22 protein-coding genes and 1 riboswitch are annotated in these 23,046 nt (G+C 70.8%); of the genes, 17 read left to right on the plus strand and 5 right to left on the minus strand.

Annotation, left to right across the window (positions count from 1 at the left end; translation table 11 throughout):
- Nucleotides 1-85: 85 nt before the first annotated feature.
- On the minus strand, nucleotides 86-1,204 hold the full coding sequence (gene gcvT, locus ACFYW7_RS31690; protein ID WP_389508667.1) for a glycine cleavage system aminomethyltransferase GcvT: 1,119 nt from the start codon (nucleotides 1,202-1,204) through the stop codon (nucleotides 86-88).
- Between the two features lie 147 nt (nucleotides 1,205-1,351).
- Nucleotides 1,352-1,451: riboswitch (glycine riboswitch) on the minus strand.
- Nucleotides 1,452-1,699: 248 nt separating this feature from the next.
- Here gcvT and ACFYW7_RS31695 point away from each other — a divergent pair.
- The 10 genes from ACFYW7_RS31695 (at nucleotide 1,700) to ACFYW7_RS31740 (ending at nucleotide 13,641) form a co-directional block, all read left to right on the plus strand.
- On the plus strand, nucleotides 1,700-2,389 hold the full coding sequence (locus ACFYW7_RS31695) for an AAA family ATPase (protein WP_389508669.1): 690 nt from the start codon (nucleotides 1,700-1,702) through the stop codon (nucleotides 2,387-2,389).
- Nucleotides 2,390-2,431: 42 nt separating this feature from the next.
- Nucleotides 2,432-3,208: an enhanced serine sensitivity protein SseB gene (locus tag ACFYW7_RS31700; protein ID WP_389508671.1), complete on the plus strand. Its 777-nt coding sequence runs from the start codon at nucleotides 2,432-2,434 to the stop codon at nucleotides 3,206-3,208.
- A 228-nt stretch (nucleotides 3,209-3,436) separates the two neighbouring features.
- Nucleotides 3,437-4,225: an enhanced serine sensitivity protein SseB C-terminal domain-containing protein gene (locus tag ACFYW7_RS31705; protein WP_389508673.1), complete on the plus strand. Its 789-nt coding sequence runs from the start codon at nucleotides 3,437-3,439 to the stop codon at nucleotides 4,223-4,225.
- A 561-nt stretch (nucleotides 4,226-4,786) separates the two neighbouring features.
- Nucleotides 4,787-5,794, plus strand: coding sequence for an ABC transporter permease (locus tag ACFYW7_RS31710; RefSeq protein ID WP_389508675.1), 1,008 nt, complete (start codon nucleotides 4,787-4,789; stop codon nucleotides 5,792-5,794).
- 69 nt (nucleotides 5,795-5,863) lie between these two features.
- The gene (locus ACFYW7_RS31715; RefSeq protein WP_389508677.1) at nucleotides 5,864-7,663 is read left to right on the plus strand and encodes an ABC transporter substrate-binding protein; all 1,800 of its coding nucleotides are present in this window, start codon (nucleotides 5,864-5,866) and stop codon (nucleotides 7,661-7,663) included.
- A 110-nt stretch (nucleotides 7,664-7,773) separates the two neighbouring features.
- Entirely contained in the window at nucleotides 7,774-8,772 is a 999-nt protein-coding gene (locus ACFYW7_RS31720; RefSeq protein ID WP_389508679.1) for an ABC transporter permease, read from the plus strand.
- Nucleotides 8,769-9,866: an ABC transporter ATP-binding protein gene (locus ACFYW7_RS31725; RefSeq protein WP_389508681.1), complete on the plus strand. Its 1,098-nt coding sequence runs from the start codon at nucleotides 8,769-8,771 to the stop codon at nucleotides 9,864-9,866. Before ACFYW7_RS31720 ends, ACFYW7_RS31725 begins: the two co-directional genes overlap by 4 nt.
- Before the next feature lie 14 nt (nucleotides 9,867-9,880).
- Nucleotides 9,881-11,113: an ABC transporter ATP-binding protein gene (locus ACFYW7_RS31730; RefSeq protein WP_389509125.1), complete on the plus strand. Its 1,233-nt coding sequence runs from the start codon at nucleotides 9,881-9,883 to the stop codon at nucleotides 11,111-11,113.
- Between the two features lie 399 nt (nucleotides 11,114-11,512).
- A complete protein-coding gene (locus ACFYW7_RS31735; RefSeq protein WP_389508683.1) occupies nucleotides 11,513-12,904 on the plus strand; it encodes a M1 family metallopeptidase in 1,392 nt (463 codons plus the stop codon).
- 71 nt (nucleotides 12,905-12,975) lie between these two features.
- Entirely contained in the window at nucleotides 12,976-13,641 is a 666-nt protein-coding gene (locus ACFYW7_RS31740) for a trimeric intracellular cation channel family protein (RefSeq protein WP_389508685.1), read from the plus strand.
- Here ACFYW7_RS31740 and ACFYW7_RS31745 read toward each other — a convergent pair.
- On the minus strand, nucleotides 13,541-14,881 hold the full coding sequence (locus tag ACFYW7_RS31745; protein ID WP_389508687.1) for an alpha/beta hydrolase: 1,341 nt from the start codon (nucleotides 14,879-14,881) through the stop codon (nucleotides 13,541-13,543). The two genes, ACFYW7_RS31740 and ACFYW7_RS31745, sit on opposite strands and share 101 nt — an antisense overlap.
- Before the next feature lie 160 nt (nucleotides 14,882-15,041).
- Between ACFYW7_RS31745 and ACFYW7_RS31750 the strand changes: the two genes are divergently transcribed.
- A complete protein-coding gene (locus ACFYW7_RS31750; protein ID WP_389508689.1) occupies nucleotides 15,042-15,902 on the plus strand; it encodes a thioesterase family protein in 861 nt (286 codons plus the stop codon).
- Nucleotides 15,903-15,983: 81 nt separating this feature from the next.
- Here ACFYW7_RS31750 and ACFYW7_RS31755 read toward each other — a convergent pair whose 3' ends face one another.
- A complete protein-coding gene (locus ACFYW7_RS31755; RefSeq protein ID WP_389508690.1) occupies nucleotides 15,984-16,604 on the minus strand; it encodes a TIGR03086 family metal-binding protein in 621 nt (206 codons plus the stop codon).
- A gap of 129 nt (nucleotides 16,605-16,733) precedes the next feature.
- Here ACFYW7_RS31755 and ACFYW7_RS31760 point away from each other — a divergent pair, with 129 nt between their 5' ends.
- Nucleotides 16,734-17,696 (plus strand): helix-turn-helix transcriptional regulator, encoded by a 963-nt coding sequence (locus tag ACFYW7_RS31760; RefSeq protein ID WP_389508692.1) that lies wholly within the window; start codon nucleotides 16,734-16,736, stop codon nucleotides 17,694-17,696.
- 135 nt (nucleotides 17,697-17,831) lie between these two features.
- Nucleotides 17,832-18,152: a hypothetical protein gene (locus ACFYW7_RS31765; protein WP_389508694.1), complete on the plus strand. Its 321-nt coding sequence runs from the start codon at nucleotides 17,832-17,834 to the stop codon at nucleotides 18,150-18,152.
- 164 nt (nucleotides 18,153-18,316) lie between these two features.
- Here ACFYW7_RS31765 and ACFYW7_RS31770 read toward each other — a convergent pair whose 3' ends face one another.
- Nucleotides 18,317-18,943 (minus strand): TetR family transcriptional regulator, encoded by a 627-nt coding sequence (locus tag ACFYW7_RS31770; RefSeq protein ID WP_389508696.1) that lies wholly within the window; start codon nucleotides 18,941-18,943, stop codon nucleotides 18,317-18,319.
- Nucleotides 18,944-19,127: 184 nt separating this feature from the next.
- On the opposite strand from ACFYW7_RS31770, the gene ACFYW7_RS31775 reads away from it, so the two are divergent.
- The 3 genes from ACFYW7_RS31775 to ACFYW7_RS31785 all read left to right on the plus strand — a co-directional run bounded on the left by ACFYW7_RS31775 (nucleotide 19,128) and on the right by ACFYW7_RS31785 (nucleotide 21,096).
- Nucleotides 19,128-19,295 carry a hypothetical protein gene (locus tag ACFYW7_RS31775; RefSeq protein ID WP_389508697.1) on the plus strand — a complete coding sequence of 56 codons (168 nt, stop codon included), beginning with the start codon at nucleotides 19,128-19,130 and terminating at the stop codon, nucleotides 19,293-19,295.
- Between the two features lie 78 nt (nucleotides 19,296-19,373).
- A complete protein-coding gene (locus ACFYW7_RS31780) occupies nucleotides 19,374-19,739 on the plus strand; it encodes a DUF4190 domain-containing protein (RefSeq protein WP_389508699.1) in 366 nt (121 codons plus the stop codon).
- A 187-nt stretch (nucleotides 19,740-19,926) separates the two neighbouring features.
- On the plus strand, nucleotides 19,927-21,096 hold the full coding sequence (locus tag ACFYW7_RS31785; protein WP_389508701.1) for a cysteine desulfurase family protein: 1,170 nt from the start codon (nucleotides 19,927-19,929) through the stop codon (nucleotides 21,094-21,096).
- Between the two features lie 36 nt (nucleotides 21,097-21,132).
- Here the strand turns inward: ACFYW7_RS31785 and ACFYW7_RS31790 are convergent, their stop codons facing one another.
- On the minus strand, nucleotides 21,133-21,828 hold the full coding sequence (locus ACFYW7_RS31790) for an N-acetylmuramoyl-L-alanine amidase (RefSeq protein ID WP_389508703.1): 696 nt from the start codon (nucleotides 21,826-21,828) through the stop codon (nucleotides 21,133-21,135).
- A 60-nt stretch (nucleotides 21,829-21,888) separates the two neighbouring features.
- Here ACFYW7_RS31790 and mnmA point away from each other — a divergent pair, with 60 nt between their 5' ends.
- On the plus strand, nucleotides 21,889-23,010 hold the full coding sequence (mnmA, locus tag ACFYW7_RS31795; RefSeq protein WP_389508705.1) for a tRNA 2-thiouridine(34) synthase MnmA: 1,122 nt from the start codon (nucleotides 21,889-21,891) through the stop codon (nucleotides 23,008-23,010).
- Nucleotides 23,011-23,046: the final 36 nt, after the last annotated feature.

Consider the following 23,046-nt stretch of genomic DNA (forward strand, 5'->3'; position numbering starts at 1 on the left):
GGTCACGTCCGGAGTCCGTCGGGTCGCCTGTCGGTCCCGGTGCCCGGTGGACGTCCGTGTGGTGTCCGGCCCTTGCGGACCAGTGTCACTTCCGGCGTTTGTAGAACGGCAGCGCCACGACCTCGTACGGCTCGTGACTGCCCCGGATGTCCACGCCGACACCGGGGGTGCCCGGTGCGGCGTGCGCGGCGTCGACGTACGCCATCGCGATCGGCTTGCCCAGCGTGGGGGAGGGGGCACCGGAGGTGATCTCGCCGATCACCTCGCCGCCGGCGACGACCGAGTACCCGGCGCGCGGCACGCGACGCCCCTCGGCGATCAGGCCGACGAGGACCCGCGGCGGGTTCTGCTCGGCACGGGCTGCGGCCTCCTCGAGCGCGGCGCGCCCCACGAAGTCGCCCTCCTTCTCGAACTTCACGACCCGTCCGAGGCCGGCGTCGAAGGGGGTCAGCGAGGTGGTCAGCTCGTGCCCGTACAGCGGCATGCCGGCCTCCAGGCGCAGCGTGTCGCGGCAGGACAGACCGCAGGGGACCAGCCCGGCGGGGGTGCCCGCGTCGGTCAGCGCCTGCCACACCTTCTCGGCGTCGGCGGGGGCGACGAACAGCTCGAAGCCGTCCTCGCCGGTGTAGCCGGTGCGGGCGATCAGGGCCGGAACGCCGGCCACCGTGCCCGGCAGGCCCGCGTAGTACTTCAGGCCGTCGAGGTCGGCGTCGGTGATCGACTTGAGGATGCCGGGGGACTCGGGTCCCTGCACGGCGATGAGCGCGTACGCGTCACGGTCGTCGCGCACGACCGCGTCGAAACCGGCCGCGCGCTCGGTCAGGGCGTCCAGCACCACCTGGGCGTTGGAGGCGTTCGCGACGACCATGTACGTGTGCTCGGCCAACCGGTAGACGATCAGGTCGTCCAGGATGCCGCCGTCGGCCTGGCAGATCATCGTGTAGCGGGCGCGGCCGACGCCCACGGTGGCGATGTTGCCGACCAGCGCGAAGGCGAGGAGCTCGGCGGCCTGCGGGCCCGTGACGGTGATCTCGCCCATGTGGGAGAGGTCGAAGAGGCCGGCCTTCGTGCGGACGGCGAGGTGCTCGTCGCGCTCGGATCCGTAGCGCAGGGGCATGTCCCAGCCTGCGAAGTCGGTCATCGTCGCGCCCAGCGAACGATGCAGGGCATCGAGCGCGGTGTGACGGGGTGCGTTGCTGCTCATCGGTCTGGCTCCCAAGGCATGACGGCGAGGTCGTTCCTCCCCATCTGTCATCGGAACCTGAGAGGTTCATCAAGACCCCACGAAATGGTGGTCCTGATTTGCACCTTGGGTGGAGCCACTGGTCAGCGGCCCGCTTTTCAGATGTGCCTCGCCCGCGCGGTAACGGGGCCTGAGAGATTCAAGGGAGGGACTTGCTCCTTCGGCGCCCGGGTACACGTACTACCCAGGACTCTCCCGCGCGGATTCAAGCGGCCGGTATGCAGTTGGCGCGGCCATCATTGCACGCGCTGCCGGGTCCCGGCAGTCGGCTCCCGGCGGCTCCGGTCCGGAGCCGTCCGGTCCCGGCGGTCCGTGCCCGGTGGGGTGCGGACCCGGCGGTCCGCATCTGTGACCGGCCTGTGGCAGTCCGTGCACCGAAATGGGAAGCGCCACGTATTACCTTCTCTTTACACTCGACGGGGATGGGACTCCACATCCAAGGGGAGGACGGTCACGGTGAACAGGACCACGGCGTACGCGACGGCCTCGGGACTCGCGCTGCCCGAGCAGCCCGGAGCGACGGCCCGGGAGGCGTGCGGCCTGTTCTCGGCGGCCGTCGTCCGGGACCTGCGCGACCGTGCGGGCCACAGCCCGCACGGACTCCACTTCGGGGAGCGCGACCTCGTCGTGGTCACCGGACTGCCCGGCAGCGGCAAGTCGACGCTCATGCGGCGGGCCGTCCACGGCACGCGCGTCGACTCGCAGGACACCCGCGACCGCTGGGACGGCCGGATGGCCCGCCTGCTGCCGTACGCGGTCTACCGCCCCCTCGTCCGCCTCTCGCACTACGCCGGTCTGCGCCGCGCGCTGCGCGGAGCGGGCGGAGTCGTCGTGCACGACTGCGGCACCCAGGCCTGGGTGCGCCGCTGGCTCGCCCGCGAGGCCCGGCGCCGCGGCGGCGCGCTGCACCTGCTGCTGCTCGACGTCACGCCGGACACCGCCCTCGACGGCCAGCGCGAGCGGGGCCGGGGCGTCTCGCGCTACGCCTTCGCGCGCCATCGCGGCGCGCTCGCCCGGCTGCTGCGCTCCGTGGAGAAGGGCGACCTGCCCGAGGGGTGCGGTTCGGCGGTGCTCATCGACCGGGACGCGGCGGACGTGCTGCGCAGGATCGACTTCGGCCATGGACCGGACGCGGTGGCCCACTAATCTTTCCAGCCGGAACAGTGGTTCGAAGCAGGCGGTAGACAGATGGACTTCCCGGCACAGGCGCACCCCCACCCGCACGGCGGTTGGCCCGGCAACGAACTGGAGGAGGTGCTCTCCGCGTCCCTCGGCATGCCCGCGGGACCTTCGACGGGCGCTCGCATCGTCGAGGTGCTCGGTCGCAGCTTCGTCTGGGTGCCGCTGCCCAACGGCGGCGGCCCGCGGAGCGGCCCGCTCGATCTGCCCACGATGGAGCTGGGGGGCCAGGCGTACGTCCCCGTCTTCAGCTCCGAGGAACAGTTCCGTCAGGTCACCGGCGGCCACATGGCCTACACGATCGCGCCCGCGGTGGAGTTCGCCCGCGGGCTTCCCCCGCAGGTCGGCATCGCGGTCAACCCGGACGGGGTGGTGGGCGTTCCGCTGCCGCCGCCCGCCGTCGCCGAGTTGTGCCGGGCCGGGCGGTCCCCGCTGGACGGGTCGGCCGCCGGCGGCCGGGTGCGGCTCTTCGAGCCCGACTGGCAGGAGGACCCGATGGACTTCCTCGCCGCGGCCTCGGCCGAGTTCGCCGGGACCGGCGTGGTCCTGAGCGCCCGCCGCTGTCTGGCCAGCATCGAGGGCGGCGATCCGGTCATGTTCGTCGGCGTCGAACTCTCACTGTGGGAGGGCGAGGCCCGGACGCTCCCCCTGGACGCCCTCGGCCGAGCCCTCGGCCGCGTCCCGATGAACATTCCGGTGAACCTGGTCCTCCTCGACGTGACGCAGGACCCGGTCGGCGACTGGATGCGGGACCAGGTGCGCCCCTTCTACCAGCACGGTCACTGACCCGGCACCGTCCCGGGACGCGCGGGCGACCACGCGGCCCGGGAGGGGGCGGGGCACGGCCCGCCCGGGACGGCGGGTCTCGGCTGTCGACCGCTTCCCCCGACGGAGCGCGATCGCCGCATAAGCTGGTTTCATGGCCCGGTCGAGGCGTTGACGCACGTTCGTCACCGACGTCTGGGGCGGAATGGATGAGTTGGTCGTGAATTGTTCGCGAAGGGGCGGTTGAGGGTGAGCGCGTCGGGCACGGCCGCGGCCGGGCAGGTCGAGCACATGCTGCGCCAGGTGACGCCCGGGCGTTACGACGCCTACGAGGCGCTCCTTCGCGCGCTCGCGACCCCGTCGTCCGGCCAGGTGTGGATGCTGCTGTGGCACGGCCAGGCCGGATCCCCGGACGCCCAGTACGGGAACATGCAGGTGGACGGTTTCGGGTACGCGCCCTGCGTCACCTCGGCCCAGGAGCTCTCGGCCAGTGGCTGGAACCGCTCGTACGAGGTGGTCGACGGGCTGGACGTCGCCCGCACCCTGTACCCCGACCAGTTCGGGCTCTGGCTCAACCCGCACGCCCCCGGCGGCGGTCTCGGCATTCCCTGGCTGGATCTGCGCCGGATCGCCACCGGTCTGGAGCGGCAGCCCGCGGGCCCGCTCCGGCTCTCCGAACCGGCCATCGAGATCCCGCAGTTCTACGCCCTGATCACGCAGAACGCCCATCTCACCCCGGCCGTGCGCTCGTTGCGCCGGGCCTGGGTCCAGCCGACGCTCGGGGCGCCGTACCTGGCCATCGGCCTTGACGTGTACGACACTTCGCCGCCCGCCGTCGACTCGGTGCGGGCGATGATGCAGCAGTCCATCGGCGCGGTTCCGGACGGACTGCCCGTCTCCACCGTCGCGATGTCGGACGAGTTCGACCCGGTGGCGATGTGGCTGCGGGCCAACGCCCGGCCGTTCTACGACCGTGAGGCCCACGCGGCTCCGGTCCGCGGGTACGGCGGGCCGTCGCCGCGCGGTGCCGCGTACTGACCGGACCGCACCGAAGGCGGACGCTCCACGCGATCGGGCCGCCGCGGGAACGAAGGAACGCCGTCCTCCTCGACAAGAGTGGGGCGGCGTTGCCGTGTCACCGGTTCGCGGCTGTCGGTGACGAAGGCGGCCGGTGGCTCATCGTGGCTGGTCGAGGCTTTTTCGGCGTGGCGTGCGCATTTCATTTTTTTTTGCATGACGTACGTCTCATTGCCGCTCTCTTGGTCTTCGCGTGGCAAAGCATGGCCGATCCTGATCCATGGACGGCCTGAAGAGGGCCTGTGGTGATTTGGCGTGAACGTGGGTGACGTTGCCCAACTGTGAGCCCGTATGTCCCGGTTGCGACAGTTCGATGGTTGATATCCACCGTCCGGATAACGGAACCTCCCAGATGGCATCACGTTTGCGCATCCATTCGCCGCCAAGCCTGGCAACAGATCGCCAAAACATTGAAGACTTCCGGCTCCAGGGGTTTAACCCCTGAAGTACGACGGACTGATCACGCCGCTACAAGCGGCAAGCGCGGGCCGGCTACCGCCGGTTGAGAGGGGTCCCTGCCAGATGACGGCACCATTGCACGAGCCGACCGCGGAAGCGGCCCCGAGCGCGGCCGAGGAAGCGGCGGTCGCCACCGCCGACGAAAAGGCCGTACAGGGACGTTCCCTGGGCCGGATCGCCTGGGAGCGCCTGAAGCGGGACAAGCTCGCCCTCACCGGCGGCGCGGTCGTGCTCGCCCTGATCCTGATCTCCCTGCTCGCGCCGGTGCTCACCAACCTGGTCGGACAGGACCCGGACCTCTACCACGAGGACATGATCGATCCGCTCTTCGGTACCCCCACGGGGTCGCTGGGCGGCATCAGCGGTGACCACCTGCTGGGCGTCGAGCCCGTGAACGGCCGCGACATCTTCGCGCGCATGCTCTACGGCGCCCAGATCTCCCTGCTCGTCGGCTTCCTCTCCGCGGTCGTCGCCATCGTGCTCGGCACCGTCCTCGGAATCCTCGCCGGCTTCTTCGGCGGCTGGGTCGACTCGCTCATCAGCCGCGTCATGGACGGCCTGCTGGCCTTCCCGCAGCTCCTGTTCATCATCGCGCTGGTCTCCGTGATGCCCAACACGATGCTCGGCCTGACCGGCTCCAGCGTGCGTGTGTTCGTGATGATCCTGGTCATCGGCTTCTTCGGCTGGCCCTACATCGGGCGAGTGGTGCGCGGCCAGACGCTCTCGATGCGTGAGCGCGAGTACGTCGAGGCCGCCCGATCCCTGGGCGCCGGGCGGCTGTACATCCTGTTCAAGGAACTGCTGCCGAACCTGGTCGCCCCGATCATCGTGTACACGACGATGATGATCCCCACCAACATCCTCACCGAGGCGGCGCTCAGCTTCCTGGGCGTGGGCGTCAAGCCGCCCACGGCTTCCTGGGGACAGATGCTCTCGAACGCGATGGACTACTACGAATCGGACCCGATGTACATGGTGGTCCCGGGCGTGGCGATCTTCATCACCGTTCTTGCCTTCAACCTCTTCGGTGACGGCGTGCGTGACGCGCTGGACCCGAAGGGTTCCCGCTGAACTGCCGTACCCCAAGCCTCCCGTGACACCTACACGGGGTCTCTCATCAAATCCGGAGGATCCGAGATCGTGACTACCCAACGCACCTCAGGGCGGCGTAAGCAGGCGCTGGCCGCCGCTGCCGCGGTCGCCGCGCTGCTGACCACGGCGGCGTGCGGCGGCGGCAATGACGACGGCAACGGCGGCGGTTCCAAGAACGGCGCGGCCGGCTTCAACGCCGCCAACAACAAGGTCGCCCAGGCCTCGCTGGCCAAGAAGGGCGGGACGCTGAAGTTCGGCGGAGCCCAGGACGCCGACTCGTGGGACACCACGCGTGGCTACTACGGCTTCATGTGGAACTTCGCCCGCTACTACAGCCGCCAGCTCGTCACGAACAAGGCCGCGGCCGGCAAGGCCGGCGCGGAGGTGACTCCGGACCTCGCCACGGGTCTCGCCAAGGTCACCGACGACGGCAAGACCTACACCTACACGCTGCGTGACGGCGTGAAGTGGGAGGACGGTCAGGCGATCACCTCCAAGGACGTCAAGTACGGCATCGAGCGCGTCTGGGCGCAGGACGTGCTGTCCGGCGGTCCGGTGTACCTGAAGGACGTCCTCGACCCGAAGGGCGCCTACAAGGGTCCCTACAAGGACAAGTCCAAGGACAAGCTCGGTCTGAAGGCGATCGACACGCCGGACGACAAGACCATTGTCTTCCACCTGCCGCAGGCGAACTCGGACTTCGAGGAGATGCTGGCCCTGGTCTCGGCCTCGCCGGTCCGCCAGGACAAGGACACCAAGTCCAAGTACGGCCTGCACCCGTTCTCCTCGGGCCCGTACAAGTTCGAGTCCTACGCCCCGGGCAAGGACATCGCCCTGGTCCGCAACGACTCGTGGGACCAGGCCTCGGACCCGATCCGCAAGGCGTACCCGAACAAGATCACGGTCAAGTTCTTCTCGAACGCCAACGACCTTGACCAGCGCCTGATCAGCGGCGACCTGGACATGGACATCAACCAGACCGGCATGTCGCCGCAGGGCCGCACCACCGCCCTGAAGGAGCACAAGGCCAACCTGGACAACCCGGTGTCCGGCTACGTCCGTTACGCGGCCTTCCCGCAGAGCGTGAAGCCGTTCGACAACATCGAGTGCCGCAAGGCCGTCATCTACGGCGCGGACCACGTCTCGCTGCAGACCGCGCGTGGTGGCCCGGTCGCCGGTGGCGACATCGGCACCAACATGCTGCCGCCGTCCGTCGCGGGCGCCGAGGGCCAGAGCTACGACCCGTACAAGATCGCCGGCGAGAACAAGGCCGGTAACGCGGAGCTCGCCAAGACCGCGCTGAAGGCCTGTGGCAAGCCGAACGGCTTCAAGACCACGATCGCCGTGCGTAACAACAAGCCGGTCGAGGTTGCCACCGCCCAGTCCCTGCAGGCGTCGCTGAAGAAGATCGGCATCACCGCCGACATCGACCAGTACGACGGTTCGCAGACCACCGGCATCATCGGCAGCCCGGCCAACGTGGCCAAGAAGGGCTACGGCATCATCATCATGGGCTGGGGTCCCGACTTCCCGTCGGTCCAGGGCTTCGGTCTCCCCCTGTGGGACAGCAAGTACATCCTCGACAGCGGTAACTCGAACTACTCGCTGATCAAGGACAAGGCGATCGACGGCCTGTTCGACGACTACGTCACCACGCTGGACGACGCCGGCAAGACCAAGATCTCCACGGAGATCAACCACAAGGTCATGGAGGGCGCGTACTACCTGCCCTTCACCTTCGAGAAGTTCATCAACTGGCGCTCGAGCAACCTGGCGAACGTGTACACCACCGATGGCTACAGCGGTACGTACGACTTCGTCAACCTCGGCCTGAAGTCCACGAAGTAAACCCGGCACACCCGCCGAACGGCACGAAAGGCAGGTGAAGGCCGGCGCGGCGTGATCGCGGGCCACCGGACAATCTCCGGTGGCCCGCGGTCCGCAGCGGGCCGAAAGCTGTGCTCGCTTACCTCATCAGGCGGCTCTTCGCCGCTGCAGTGATGCTCGTGGTCATCATCATGGTGGTCTTCGGCATCTTCTTCCTCGTCCCCAAGTGGGCGGGCGTCGACGTCGCCACGAGCTTCGTGGGCAAGCAGGCGGATCCCGCGGCCGTCGAGGCCGTGCGGATGAAGCTGGGACTGGACGACCCGATCTATCTCCAGGTCTGGGAGTTCTTCAAGGGCATCTTCACCGGTCGCACCTACTCCGGTGGTGGCGATGTCACCCACTGTGCCGCGCCGTGCTTCGGCTACTCCTTCCGCAGTGAGCAGGCCGTCTGGCCCGTGCTCACCGACCGCCTTCCGGTGACCCTGGAACTCGCGCTCGGTGCAGCGGTGCTGTGGCTGGTCCTCGGTGTCTCGGCGGGTGTCCTCTCCGCGCTCAAGCGGGGAACCCTGTGGGACCGCGGTGCGATGGTCGTCGCCCTCGCGGGTGTCTCCCTCCCCATCTACTTCACGGGCATGCTGGCATCCGCCGTCTTCGTCATCGGGATGAAGTGGTTCGACGGCCAGTACGTACCGCTCGGCCAGAGCTTCACCGGCTGGTTCGGCGGCATGATCCTGCCCTGGATCACCCTCGCCTTCCTCTACGCGGCGATGTACGCCCGGATCACCCGCGCCACCATGCTGGAGATCCTCGGCGAGGACTACATCCGCACCGCCCGCGCCAAGGGCCTGCGCGAGCAGACGGTCATCGGCAAGCACGCCATGCGCTCCACGATGACCCCCATCCTGACCATGCTCGGCATGGACCTCGGCGCCCTCATCGGCGGCGCGATCCTGACCGAGACCACGTTCAGCCTGCCCGGCCTCGGCCAGGCGGTGCTCAACGGCATCAGGAACCAGGACCTGCCCATCATTCTGGGCGTCACCCTGGTCACCTCGGTGGCGGTGCTCATCGCCAACCTGCTGGTGGACGTCCTGTACGCCGTGATCGACCCTCGAGTGAGGCTTTCATGACCGAACTCAGCATGAGCGGAGCGGCGGTGGGCGAGCCCATCTCCGCCTCGCCCGCCCCGAGTTCCTTCCTCGAAGTGCGCGACCTGAAGGTGCACTTCCCGACCGACGACGGTCTGGTCAAGTCCGTCGACGGGCTGAGCTTCAAGCTGGAGAAGGGCAAGACCCTCGGCATCGTGGGCGAGTCCGGCTCCGGCAAGTCGGTCACCTCGCTCGGCATCATGGGCCTGCACACCGCCGGCCAGTACGGCAAGCGCAAGGCGCAGATCTCCGGTGAGATCTGGCTGAACGGCACCGAACTGCTGTCCGCCGACCCCGACCACGTGCGCAAGCTGCGTGGCCGGGAGATGGCGATGATCTTCCAGGACCCGCTGTCGGCGCTGCACCCGTACTACACGATCGGTCAGCAGATCGTGGAGGCGTACCGTGTCCACCACAAGGTGACCAAGAAGGTCGCCAGGCGCCGGGCCGTCGAGATGCTCGACCGGGTGGGCATCCCCCAGCCGGACAAGCGCGTCGACAGCTACCCGCACGAGTTCTCCGGCGGTATGCGCCAGCGCGCGATGATCGCGATGTCGCTGGTCAACAACCCCGAGCTGCTCATCGCGGACGAGCCCACGACCGCCCTCGACGTGACCGTCCAGGCGCAGATCCTCGACCTCATCCGCGACCTGCAGAAGGAGTTCGGCTCCGCGGTCATCGTCATCACCCACGACCTGGGCGTCGTCGCCGAACTGGCCGACGACCTCCTGGTGATGTACGGCGGCCGCTGCATCGAGCGCGGTCCGGCGGAGAAGGTGTTCTACGAGCCCCGCCACCCCTACACCTGGGGTCTGCTCGGTTCGATGCCGCGTCTCGACCGCGAGCAGCAGGAGCGCCTCATCCCGGTCAAGGGCTCCCCGCCCTCCCTCATCAACATCCCGTCCGGCTGCGCCTTCAACCCGCGCTGCCCGTACGCGGACCTGCCGAAGGACAACGTCACCCGCACGGTCCGCCCCGAGCTGACCGAGGTCGGCAGCCAGCACTGGGCCGCCTGCCACATGTCGCAGGACCAGCGGGAGCGTATCTGGACCGAAGAGATTGCGCCGAAGCTGTGAGCGACAACAATGCGGTGAGCATCCCCGCGCAGAGCAAGGGCCCCCGGTCCGCGGCTTCCGGTGAGACCCTGCTGAAGGTCACCGGGCTCCAGAAGCACTTCCCGATCAAGAAGGGCCTGCTCCAGCGGCAGGTCGGCGCGGTCCACGCGGTCGACGGCCTCGACTTCGAGGTCAAGGCCGGCGAGACGCTCGGCGTCGTGGGCGAGTCGGGCTGCGGCAAGTCGACGATGGGCCGGCTGATCACGCGGCTGCTCGAACCGACGGCCGGCAAGATCGAGTTCGAGGGCAAGGACATCACGCACCTCGGCGTGAGCAAGATGCGTCCGCTGCGCCGTGACGTGCAGATGATCTTCCAGGACCCCTACTCGTCGCTGAACCCGCGCCACACCATCGGCACGATCGTGAGCGCTCCCTTCAAGCTCCAGGGCGTCGAGCCCAAGGGCGGCATCAAGAAGGAAGTCCAGCGACTGCTGTCGGTCGTGGGTCTCACCCCCGAGCACTACAACCGCTACCCGCACGAGTTCTCCGGCGGTCAGCGCCAGCGCATCGGCATCGCCCGCGCGCTCGCGCTCAACCCCAAGCTGGTCGTGGCGGACGAGCCGGTCTCCGCGCTGGACGTCTCGATCCAGGCCCAGGTCGTCAACCTGCTGGACGACCTCCAGCAGGAGCTCGGCCTGACGTACGTGATCATCGCGCACGACCTCTCGGTCGTCCGGCACGTCTCGGACCGGATCGCCGTGATGTACCTCGGCAAGATCGTCGAGCTGGCGGACCGCGAGTCGCTGTACAAGGCGCCGATGCACCCGTACACCAAGGCTCTGATGTCGGCGGTGCCGATCCCGGACCCGCGGCGCAAGAACGAGAAGAGCGAGCGCATCCTCCTCCAGGGGGACGTGCCGTCGCCGATCTCGCCGCCGAGCGGCTGCCGCTTCCACACGCGGTGCTGGAAGGCGACGCAGGTCTGCAAGACGACCGAGCCGAAGCTCGTGGAGCTGAAGCCCGGTCAGCAGGTCGCCTGTCACCACCCGGAGAGCTTCGAGGACCAGGCTCCGCAGGACACGGTCCTGCTGACGGTCGCGAAGCAGGCGGCGGAGCTCGTCGCGGACGAGGTGCTCGCGGAGTCCGCGGCGACGTCGGCCGCGGTGGCCGCGGAGCTGGAGACGCCGGAGGCGCCGGAGACCGCCGTCGAGGCCGGTTCCGACGCCCCGGACGCGCCGGAGGAATCGGCGACCGACTCCGAGAAGTAGTCGACGCGGTACCGAAGGCGGCGCGAACGTGCCGACACGTATGCCCCGGTGGCCAGGGAACTGGCCGCCGGGGCACACGTCTTGGTGGAGTCGGGGCCGGCCCGGAGCGCTCGTCGCACGCGGCGGTCGCGCCTTCCCGCCCGGCGCCGTCCTCGTCCGGGCACGGCGGTCCGGGGCTTCGTGACGCGGAGGACCTCGGCGCCGCACTTCCGTGTCGGCACTTCCGTGTCGCCACCTCCACCTCGGTCGCCGATGATCCGGAAGCCGATCGTCAGGAGTCACCCGGTGGATAGCCCGTGACGACTTGGCAAAGTCATGAACATGCCCGAACAGGAGCGTGCAGAGTCCTGCGTGTCCGTCCGATCGGCAACGACCGGCACACGTACGAAAGGGACGCTGATGGCACTCTCCCGTTCGGCACGTTTAGGGGCTCTCGCGACCGCGGTGGCCTCCTTCCTCCTCGTCGCGGCCTCCTCCGCCCCCACCCCGGGCGCCGAGGGCACCGGTGACACCTACTTCCCGCAGCTCGGCAACGGCGGCTTCGACGCCCGCCACTACGCCCTCGACGTGGCCTACGACCCCGACACCGACCGACTCGACGGCCGGACGACCCTCACCGCCCGCGCCACCCAGAACCTCTCCGCCTTCGACCTCGACCTCCAGAAGCTGGAGGTCACGCGGGTCGAGGTGAACGGCAGACGGGCCGCCTTCACGCGCGACGGCGACGAGATCCGCATCACCCCGCGCGCTGTCCTGCCCAAGGGCAGGAACTTCACGGTGACCGTCACGTACGGCGGCGTCCCCGAGGCGCTCAGCGGCCCGATCGTGTTCGGGTCGGACTACGGATGGATGAAGACCGCCGACGGTGTCTTCGTCGCCTGCGAGCCCAACGCCGCCTCCACCTGGTTCCCCTCCAGCGACCACCCGTCCGACAAGGCGACCTACGACATCCGCATCACGGCGCCCGAGGGCCTGACCGGGGTCTCCAACGGACGTCTCATATCGACCCGCGACAGGGGCGGCAAGACGGTCACGCACTGGCGCGAGAACCGGCCCATGGCCACCTATCTCGCGACCGCGACCATCGGGAAGTTCGACGTGAGGACCGGCCGGACGCCCGCCGGGACGCCCATCTACGTCGCCATCGACCCGGTGCTGGCGAACAGCAACAGCGTCGACGTGTACGGCGTCACGGCCGAGGCCACCGACTACTGGTCCCAGGTCTTCGGCCCGTACCCGTTCGAGGAGACCGGCGCGATCGTCGACGACATGCCGCAGGCGGGCTTCTCGCTGGAGGTGCAGTCGAAGCCCGCGTACTCGGCGGTGCGCTCGGAGTCGACCATCGTGCACGAGCTGGCCCACCAGTGGTTCGGCGACTCGGTCTCGGTGGACCGCTGGAAGGACATCTGGCTGAACGAGGGCTTCGCGACCTACGCCCAGTGGCTGTGGTCCGAGCACAAGGGCATCCGCTCGGCGCACGACTCGTTCGTCGCCGGGTACGACGCGCGGCCCGCGGACTCCGCGTTCTGGCAGATCACGGTCGCCGATCCGCAACGGGACACGATGTTCGCCTCGGCGGTCTACCAGCGGGGCGCGATGACGCTCCAGATGCTGCGCGAACGCATCGGAGACACCGCCTTCTTCAAGCTGCTGCCCGCGTGGACGAAGCTGCACAGGTACGGCAACGCCGACACCGCCGACTTCATCGCCCTCGCCGAGCGGATCTCCGGCCGGCAGCTCGACGACCTGTTCGGGACCTGGCTCTTCACCACGGGCAAGCCGACCGTCTAGCGCGCCCTCCGGCCGGCCGTCCACCGCCCTCTCCGTAAGGCGCGCACCCCACGGCAGGCGAGAATGTGGGGGTGTTCCAGCAACTGTTCAGCCCCTCCGTCCAGCACACGCTCGATCTGATCGGCATCTTCGTCTTCGCGATCTCCGGCTCCCTGCTGGCCGTCCGCAAGAACTTCGACGTCTTCGGGATAGCCGTCCTCGCGGAGATCACCGCGCTGGGCGGAGGGCTGCTGCGCGATGTGATCATCGGTGCGGTACCCCCGGCGGCCTTCACCGACCTGGGGTACTTCACCACTCCGCTCGTCGCCGCCCTGCTCGTGTTCTTCCTGCACCCGCAGGTGGAGCGCATCCAGGTCGGCGTGAACGTCTTCGACGCGGCCGGGCTCGGGCTGTTCTGTGTCACCGGCACCGTGAAGGCGTACGACTACGGGCTCGGACTGACCGCCTCGGCGGCCCTCGGTCTCGCGACCGCCGTGGGCGGCGGCGTGCTGCGGGACGTCCTCGCCAACGAGGTTCCCTCCCTGCTGCGCTGGGACCGCGACCTGTACGCGGTGCCCGCGATCGTCGGCGCCACGATGGTCGTGCTCTGCATCCGCTACGACGCGCTCACCCCCTTCACCAGCGGCCTGGCCGTGGTCATGGCGTTCGTCCTGCGGCTGTTCGCGATGCGGTACCACTGGCGGGCCCCGCGCGCGTGGAACCGTCGGTCGACGGTGCGCGAGGAGGAGAACGCCTGACCCGGCCGGTGCCGCCCGGCCCGTCGGCGCCGGACGTCCCGACCGGGCCTCCCGTGTCGACCAGGTCGGACGTGCCTCCCGTGTCCCGGGTGCCGTCCGGGGCACCCGCGCCCTCCGTCCCGGTCTCGAACCGGCGCGTGAGCCAGCCGAACACCTCCGGCAGCTGCGGTCGCCACAGCCCCATGTCGTGGCCGCCGGCGCTGCGTGGCAGGAGTACCACGTCCACGTTCGTCGGCGGCTCGGCGATCGCCTGGATCCGTGCGCCGGCCTCGTAGCCGTCGCCGGGCTCGCCCGAGAAGTAGAGGGCGATCCGGGGTGGCACGCGATGGGCGCGCAGCAGCAGCCAGGGATTGTTCCGCCGGCGCAGCTCAGGGTTCCGTCCGGCGATCGAACTGCGTTCACCCTTGGGGTCGTTGTAGCCGGACAGGCTCACCGCGGCCCGGTAGCGGTCGGGATGGGCGACGGCCAGCTTGGTGGCGCAGTGCGCCCCGGCGGAGTATCCGGCGGTCGCCCAGCCGTCCGGGGCGGACTCGGCGCGGAAGTTGTCCGTGACCATTCTCGGCACGTCGACGCTGAGCCAGCTCTCCGCGTTCACCGTGCCCGGGACGTTCGCGCATCCCGTGTCCGCCCGGGCCAGCAGGTTGGTGCGCGGGGCGACCAGGATGAACGGCGCGACGCGCCCGTCGCGCATCATCGGCAACAGCTGCTCGTGGACCCTGAGCGACCCGAACCACGCCTTCGCGGAGCCCGGGTAGCCCGGCAGCAGTTCCACCACGGGGAACCTCCTGTCGCGGTAAGCGGGTTCGCCGTACTGCGGCGGCAGCCAGACGTAGACCTCCGCGTTCACCCCCGACACGCGTCCCCGCAGGTCGGTGACGAGCACCCCGCCGGCCTGTCGCATGGTCCGCCCGTTCGCCCGCCGGAAGTCCTGCCGCATCCGGGGCAGGCTCTCCGGCGCGATGCCCCCGGTGCCGTCGGGGCCGAGGTCGGCCGCCCGCTGGACGTGGTCGCCGGTCCCGAGGAGATCGGCCCAGTCGTCGTACAGGCTGTTGGCGTTGTTCACGAGGACGAAGATCAGGCTGATCGCCGTGCCCTGGACGAACAGGAGCATCAGGAGCCGCGCCGCGCCCCGCAGAGGCGCCGGTCCGGGTACCCGGGACCACAGGGCCAGGGGCAACGCGAGCGCGACGGCGCACAGCGCGATCGTGGTCAGGAGGAACGGTGTCCCGGTGAGGCTCATGTCCTTTCAGAGGAGAAGCCGGACCGATTGGTTACGGGTCAATGCGGACACTTGACAGGAAATTGCCAATTTTTCACTCGTTGGGCGGGGCTGCGAGCGTTCGAACGTCGGCGGCAAGCGAAAGCTACCGCTTAGTAATTTCCTGTTGTACCGTTCACGTATGCCAGAAGCAGCTTCGGTACAGGCCGTACGGGCCACGATCGGCGACAGCGAGTTCGACCGGGACACCGCGGTCACCCTGCGCGAGACCGGCGTCTACGACGTCGAACTCTCCGCCGGGTGGACCATCATCACCGCCGTCAACGGCGGCTACCTGCTGGCCGTCCTCGGCCGCGCGTTGGCCGACGCCCTCCCGCACCCCGACCCGTTCACCGTCTCCGCGCACTACCTGACCGCGTCCCAGCCGGGTCCCGCGGTCGTGCGCACGGACGTCGTACGCACCGGCCGCACGCTGTCGACCGGACAGGCGTCGCTCTTCCAGTACGACGACCAGGGCCGCGAGATCGAACGGATCCGCGTACTCGCCTCCTACGGCGATCTCGACACCCTGCCCGACGACATCCGGACGACCGCGCGGCCGCCCGCCTTCCCGCCCATGGACCAGTGCTTCGGTCCGCAGGACGCGCCCGCCCCGATCCCCGGCAGCTCGGCGATCACCGACCGGCTGTTCCTCAAGCTCGACCCCTCCACCCTGGGCTGGGCGCTCGGCGCCCCGTCCGGGAAGGGCGAGATGCGGTCCTGGTTCGGACTCGCCGACGGCCGTGACGCCGACCCGCTCTCGCTGCTCCTCACGGTCGACGCCCTGCCGCCGACGGCCTTCGAGATCGGCCTGTCCGGCTGGGTGCCGACCGTGGAGCTGACCGTGCACGTGCGCTGCCGCCCGGCGCCCGGCCCGCTGCGGGTGTCGATCACCACCCGCAACCTCGCCGGGGGCTTCCTGGAGGAGGACGCGGAGGTCTGGGACAGCGCGGACCGCCTGGTCGCCCAGTCCCGGCAGCTCGCCCGCGCGCGCCTGGGCTGACCCACCGCGCGCCCCCGGTCCGGGCCGCGCCTCACCGGTCGGGGTGAGGCGCGGCCCTACGTCCTCTCCGGCCGTGAGCCGTCACGCCCTCGCCGGCGAGACCCCGGCCCGGCGGACCTCCGGCAGCGGCCGGCGGCCCGTCCAGGCGGCCAGCCGCTCGTAGGCGCCGGCTCCCTCGGGGGCGGACTCCACCGGGCCGAAGGGCAGCTCGGGGTCGTCGCGCCCCTCGTCGGGCAGCACGCGGGCGGCGATCGCGAGCGCGAACTCGGCCAGTTCCGGGTCGAGTCCGAGCGGCCGGCCGAGAGCCTCGGAGAGGTCCCAGGTGTGGGTGACGGCCTCCATCACGTACCCGGCGAGGGCGACCCGGCCGGGGGCCTCACCCCAGGGCACCCGCACCAGCGCCTCCAGCCGGGCATCGTCCGCCCAGGCCCTGCCGACCTCCGCCGCGGCCTCGTCGTACGCCGCGCTCCAGCCGTCGTCCGGCACGCCGTCGGCGAACGGCCGCACCGCCAGCCCGTCGCCGCCGGACCCGATCACGGCGATCCGCCGGGTGCCGCCGACGATGTGCGACAGCAACGTCCGTACGTCGTACTCGGCGCACGGGGTGGCCCCGGCCAGCCCCTCCGGCCGGACCGTCCCGATCAGCGAGGCGAGCTGCCCGGCGGCGCGGGTGTACAGGGGGCGGGGGTCCATGGCGTTCATGAGAGGCCTCTTCCGTGGTGGCTCGGGATCCGGTGCCCTCGGCTCCGGTGTGCCCTCACCCTCACCTCATAACCTGACAGTTTCCGTCAACATTTGCGGCGGCGTTCCGGCGGGCGCGATCCTGGGCGCGTGAAGTCCGACCGGCTGCTCTCGATCCTCCTGCTGCTCCAGACCCGCGGCCGCGTCCCGGCGCGTGAACTCGCCGACCGGCTGGAGGTGTCGGTGCGCACCGTCTACCGGGACGTCGAGGCGCTGTCCGCCTCCGGCGTCCCGGTCTACGCCGAACGCGGGCGGCACGGCGGCATCGAACTGCTCGCCGGATTCCGTACGGACGTCACGGGACTGACCGCGGACGAGTCCCGAGCGCTGTTCGTCCTGGCCGCGCAGGGCGCGCACGCGGCCCTCGGACTCGACGCGGCCCTCGGTTCCGCACTGCGCAAGGTGATGGCCGCGCTGCCCGAGCCCTTCCGGCCGGCCGCGGAGGTCACCAGCCGGCGGGTCCTCGTCGACGCCACCCGCTGGAAGGGCGGGCCCCGGCGGGCCGTCGACCTCGAGGTGCTGCAGGACGCGGTCTTCACCGACCGCCGGCTGCGGCTGCGCTACCGGCACGGCGGGGACACCCGATCTCGCGTGTACACCGTCGACCCGTACGGGCTCGTCTCCAAGGCTGGTGTCTGGTACCTGGTCGCCGACCGGCGCGGCGGGCCGCGGCTGTTCCGTGCCGACCGGATCGGCGCGGCCACGCTCCTGCCGGATCCGGTGCGGCGCAGGCCCGGTGTCGAACTGGCCGACGCCTGGGAGGTGTTGCGCCGCCAGGTGGAGGAGCGGCCAGGGGGCTTCGACGTCACGGTCCGGGTACGGCGTTCCCGTCTCGACATGTTCGTGCGGCTCAACGCGGCCACCCTCGTGGAGCTGCCCGAGGACGACGGCGCGAGCGAGTGGGTGACCGCGCGCCTCTCCCACGGCTCGGTCCGGGAGGTCCGCACCCTGCTGTCCTTCGGGGACGCGGTGGAGGTCCTCGCGCCGGCCGAGGCGCGGGAGGAACTGGCCGCGACCGCCGCCGCCGTCAGCGCGGTGTACGCGGGGGGTTGAGCCCTTCTCCGGGCGCGCTTCGCACAGCAAGGCACAGCCGTGGCACAGCGCGGCCCTACGTGGATCTGGTGCTCTGGCCCCCCGCCCGGCCGGCTTTCGCCGTGCGGTTCACGTGACCTGACCGGGAGTTGCCCCATGAACCGTCGTGCACGACTCGTCCCCGTCGTCGCCCTCCTCGTGCTCTCGCCCCTGGCGGCGGCCTGTGGCTCGGGCGACGCGTCGTCCTCGGACGGCGGGACCACCGACGGCCGGAACTGCGCGCGCCCCTCCGGGATGCCGAGCGGCGCCTCCGGACGCCCCGGCGGCGCCCCCTCGGGCATGCCCACCGGGAAGGCGCCCTCCGGCGATCCGTCGGGCATGCCGAGCGGTGGACCCGGTGGCGGTCCGGGCGGCGGCTGCGGCGGCCCCGGCGGCGGCGGGCAGGCGGGGCAGGGGCAGCCGACCGCGCAGGGCTGACGCACCGACAGCGCGCCTTCGTGCGACACGGTACGGAGGCGCTGAGCGGTTCGAGGCGCGGGGTGCGGGGGTGCGGGGGTGCGCGGGGCGCGGGACGGAGGGGGAAGGCGCGGGGGAGGGGGAGTGCCCGGTGGACAGGGAGGCGCGGGGTCGCGGGGGAGCGGTCAGCCGAGCCAGTGGTGGCGGCCGATGCTGATCAACCGCATCTGGCGGCTCGCCGTCCGGGCCACCCGCTCGCGCTCCGCCTCGGACCCGTCCAGCGCCTCCAGGAACGCCGAGGCCGCCATCAGCATGTGGTCGACGTACAGGCCCGCGAGCATCAGCAGGTCGTCGTCGTTCCACCCCCTGGACTCGGGATGTTCGGCCAGCGCGTCCTTCACCTCCTCGGCGAACCGGGCCAGTTGCTCGCGGATCGCCTCCCGTACCGACTGGACACCGCCGTGCCGCTCGCGCGCGATGAAGCGGACGTGCGCGGGGTGGGCCGCGACGTGGTGGGCGATCAGTTCGACGGCCCGGCCGATGCGCTCGTCGCTGTCCCCCGCCGCCGACACGATGTCCTCGATCATCGGGTGCAGGCTGCCGAGCGCCTCCTCGACCAGGGCGACACCGAGATCCGCCGTCGAGCGGAAGTGCCGGTAGAAGGCCGTCGGGGCGACCCCGACGCCGCGGGTGACCTCGCGCAGCCCCAGGCTGCTCAGGCTCTGTTCCTCCAGCAGCCCCAACGCGGCGTCCAGCAGCGCCTGTCGGGTCTTCTGCTTCTGCGCCTGGCGGATGCCGAGAGTGTGACTCATGCCATGCAGTTAACAACTGTTCTCTCGAATTTTAAAGCCGAGCGCGCGCTAGACTCTGGAGTCAGTGAACAACTGTTACTACAACCGTTCACCGAGTCGTCGGGTCCCGGAAACGACCGGGCCTCACCATCGAGGTCCCGGGCGGTCCGGGACGGGACTACGAGACTTCTTCGAGAGGCATCACATGCTGTTCCTCGTCGCCGCACTCCTGCTGATGGGCGTCGTCATGGGCTCCGTGGCCCACGCGCCGCTGTCCGTCAGCCTCGTCGCCGCGGCCCTCATCGGCGTCTGGCTGGCCGTCTTCGCGCTGCGTGAGCGCAACAGCCGCCGGCGTCACCCCTCCGTCAACTGACCTCCGGTCCGGCACCTTTGCCGACCGGCCGTCGGTTCCGCACCTGCACCGACTGACCGTTGGGAGCTGATTCACGTCATGGAACTCACCGCTCGCACCACCGGCACGACTCGCACCGCTCGTACCACCGGCACCACTCGCCCCGGTGACACCGGCAGTACCGCCGGAACCGCCGGAACCGCCGAGGTCTCCGCCACCACGCGTCGGTCCGCCGTCCGGGACGCGGACGGAATGGCCGTGGCGTCCTTCATCCTCGGCCTCCTCGGCCTCCTGGTGCTGAACGTCTTCCTGGGCCCCATCGCCATCGTCCTCGCCTCCGTCGCCCTCTGGCGCGGTACGGCCCGCCGGGGGCGCGCCTTCCTCGGCCTCGGTCTGGGAATCGCCGACCTCGTCGTCCTGGCCGCCTTCATGCAGTTCGACAACACGGTGTCCTGGAGCCTCTGAGCCGGGCGCGCGACGACCGGGCTCCGGAGCGGGCCGCCCGCGGCCGAGCCGGGCGTGCGGGCCGCTTCCCAGGAGGGTCCGCGCCGGGTCGGGGAGGACGCCCCGGGCCCGCGCGCGAGCCGGAGCGCGCGGCCGTGCCGGTGGGGGCCGAGGCGGGGGACGGCGGGCCCGTAGAATCGGGCGCATCATGGCTTACCTCGACCACGCCGCGACCACCTCCATGCTCCCCGAGGCCGTAGAGGCTCTGACCGCCCAACTGAGCGTCACGGGCAACGCCTCCTCCCTCCACGCCGCCGGCCGTCGCGCCCGGCGGACGGTCGAGGAAGCCCGCGAGACCCTGGCGGACGCCCTCGGCGCCCGCCCCAGCGAGGTGGTCTTCACCTCCGGCGGCACCGAGGCCGACAACCTCGCGGTGAAGGGCCTGTACTGGTCCCGGAGGGACGCAGACCCGGCCCGCACCCGGGTCCTCGCGAGCCCCGTGGAGCACCACGCCGTCCTCGACGCGGTCCACTGGCTCGGCGAGCACGAGGGCGCCACGGTCGAGTACCTGCCCGTCGACGCGTACGGCCGCGTCCACCCCGACACCCTGCGGGAGGCCGTGGCCCGCAACCCCGACGACGTCGCCCTCGCCACGGTCATGTGGGCCAACAACGAGATCGGCACCATCATGCCGGTTCGTGAACTGGCCGATGTGGCGGCCGAGTTCGGCATCCCGCTGCACGCCGACGCGGTCCAGGCCTTCGGCCAGATCCCGGTCGACTTCGCCGCCTCGGGACTCGCCGCCATGACGGTGTCCGGCCACAAGGTCGGCGGCCCCTACGGGATCGGCGCGCTGCTGCTGGGCCGCGAGTACAGCCCGGTGCCCGTGCTGCACGGCGGCGGACAGGAGCGCCATGTCCGCTCCGGCACGCTCGACGTGCCCGCGATCGCGTCCTTCGCGGTCGCCGGACGGCTGGCCGCCGAGCGGCACGAGTGGTTCGCCCGCGAGATCGGCGCCCTGCGCGACGACCTGGTCGACGCCGTCCGCGCGGCCGTGCCCGACGCGATCCTCGGCGGCGACCCGGCCCCCGGCGGCCGGCTGCCCGCCAACGCGCACTTCACGTTCCCGGGCTGCGAGGGCGACTCGCTGCTCCTGCTGCTCGACGCCCAGGGCATCGAGTGCTCCACCGGCTCGGCGTGCACGGCGGGTGTGGCCCAGCCGAGCCACGTCCTGCTGGCCACCGGCACCGACCCGGACCTCGCCCGGGGGACCCTGCGCTTCTCGTTCGGCCACACCTCCACGGCGGCCGACGTCGAGGCGGTGGCCCGTGCGATCCGCCCGGCGGTGGAACGGGCTCGGGCGGCGGGTCTCACCTGACGCTCCCCGGGCCCGGGGAGCGTCCTCGCGCCCCCGTCAGGCGGACGCCGTCCGGGCCCGTCGTACGAGCCGCAGATACCGGTCCCAGTCCCAGTGCTTCCCGGGGTCCGTGTGGTCCGTGCCCGGCACCTCCACGTGCCCGACGATGTGTTCGCGGTCCACGGGAATGCCGTACCGCGCGCATATCCCGGCCGTCAGCCGCGCCGAGGACTCGTACATCGCGTCCGTGAACGACGAGGCCCGGTCGACGAAACCCTCGTGCTCGATGCCGACACTGCGTTCGTTGTACGCGCGGTTCCCCGCGTGGAACGCCACGTCCAGCTCGCGGATCATCTGCGTGACCCGGCCGTCCTTGCGGACCACGTAGTGCGCGGCCGCTCCGTGCTCCGGGTCCTGGAAGACCCGCACCGCGCTCGCGAAACTGCCCTGGGTGACATGGACGACCACCCGGTCTATCGCGTAGTCGTCGGGACGGTCGGCCCGCCGCCAGTTCGCCGCCGACGCCGCCACCCACCGCGCGCCCCGGAAGTCCACCGCTCCCGCGACCCGTGGTTTCTCCACGCCAGGGAGCCGCCACCACAGGTGCGACAGCTTCTCCCGGGCGAGCCCGGCCGTGGTCGCGGCGGCCAGCACACCACCGATGAGGACCGCCCGGCGCCCGACCGGGCGGTCCGTGTCCCCGGCTGCCGCGCCGGTCACGCGGCCCCGTGGCTTCGCCTTTTTCTCCCCCATGCGATCTTCAACGGATACTCGCGGGCTCCGGTTCCCGCGGCCCCGTACCCTGAAGGGGTTATGACTGACACCTCGCAGCGCCCCCTCCGCGTCCTCGCCGCCATGTCGGGCGGCGTCGACTCCGCCGTAGCCGCCGCCCGTGCCGCCGAGGCCGGGCACGACGTGACGGGCGTGCACCTCGCGCTCTCGGCGAACCCGCAATCGTTCCGGACCGGCGCGCGTGGCTGCTGCACCATCGAGGACTCGCGCGACGCCCGCCGGGCGGCCGACGTCATCGGCATCCCGTTCTACGTCTGGGACCTCGCCGACCGCTTCCGCGAGGACGTGGTCGACGACTTCGTCGCCGAGTACGAGGCGGGCCGTACCCCGAACCCGTGCCTGCGCTGCAACGAGAAGATCAAGTTCGCCGCCCTGCTCGACAAGGCGCTCGCGCTCGGCTTCGACGCGGTCTGCACCGGCCACTACGCCCAGGTGACCGTCCGCGAGGACGGCACCCGCGAACTCCACCGCGCCTCCGACATGGCCAAGGACCAGTCGTACGTCCTCGGTGTGCTCGACGACCGCCAGCTCGCCCACGCCCTGTTCCCGCTCGGCGACACCGTCACCACCAAGGACGAGATCCGCGCCGAGGCCGAGCGCCGGGGCCTGGCGGTCGCCAAGAAGCCCGACTCCCACGACATCTGCTTCATCGCCGACGGCGACACGCAGGGCTTCCTGGCGAGCAGGCTGGGCAAGGCGGAGGGCGACATCGTCGACGAGGCCGGGGCGGTCATCGGCTCCCACGAAGGCGCGTTCGGCTTCACGATCGGGCAGCGCAAGGGCCTGCGCATCGGCACTCCCGCCGCCGACGGCAAGCCGCGCTACGTCCTGGACATCTCCCCGGTGAACAACACGGTGACGGTCGGCCCGGCCGCCTCCCTGGACGTGTCCGCCCTGACCGCGATCAAACCCCGCTGGTGCGGCGCGGCCCCGGCCGGCCCCGGCGTCTACACCGCCCAGCTCCGCGCCCACGGCGGCGAGACCGAGGTGAGCGCCGAACTGGTCGGCGACATCCTGGAGGTCCGCTTCACCGAGCCGGTCCGCGGCGTGGCCCCGGGCCAGGCGATCGTGCTGTACGAGGGCACACGGGTGGTCGGCTCGGCGACGATCGCGGCGACCACGCGCGCGACCGCGGACGTCTGAACCGTCCGGACCGAGAACGGCCTTCCGGCACGTCCT

Source organism: Streptomyces sp. NPDC002580, assembly GCF_042889485.1.
In the GTDB taxonomy this organism is placed as follows: Bacteria; Actinomycetota; Actinomycetes; order Streptomycetales; family Streptomycetaceae; genus Streptomyces.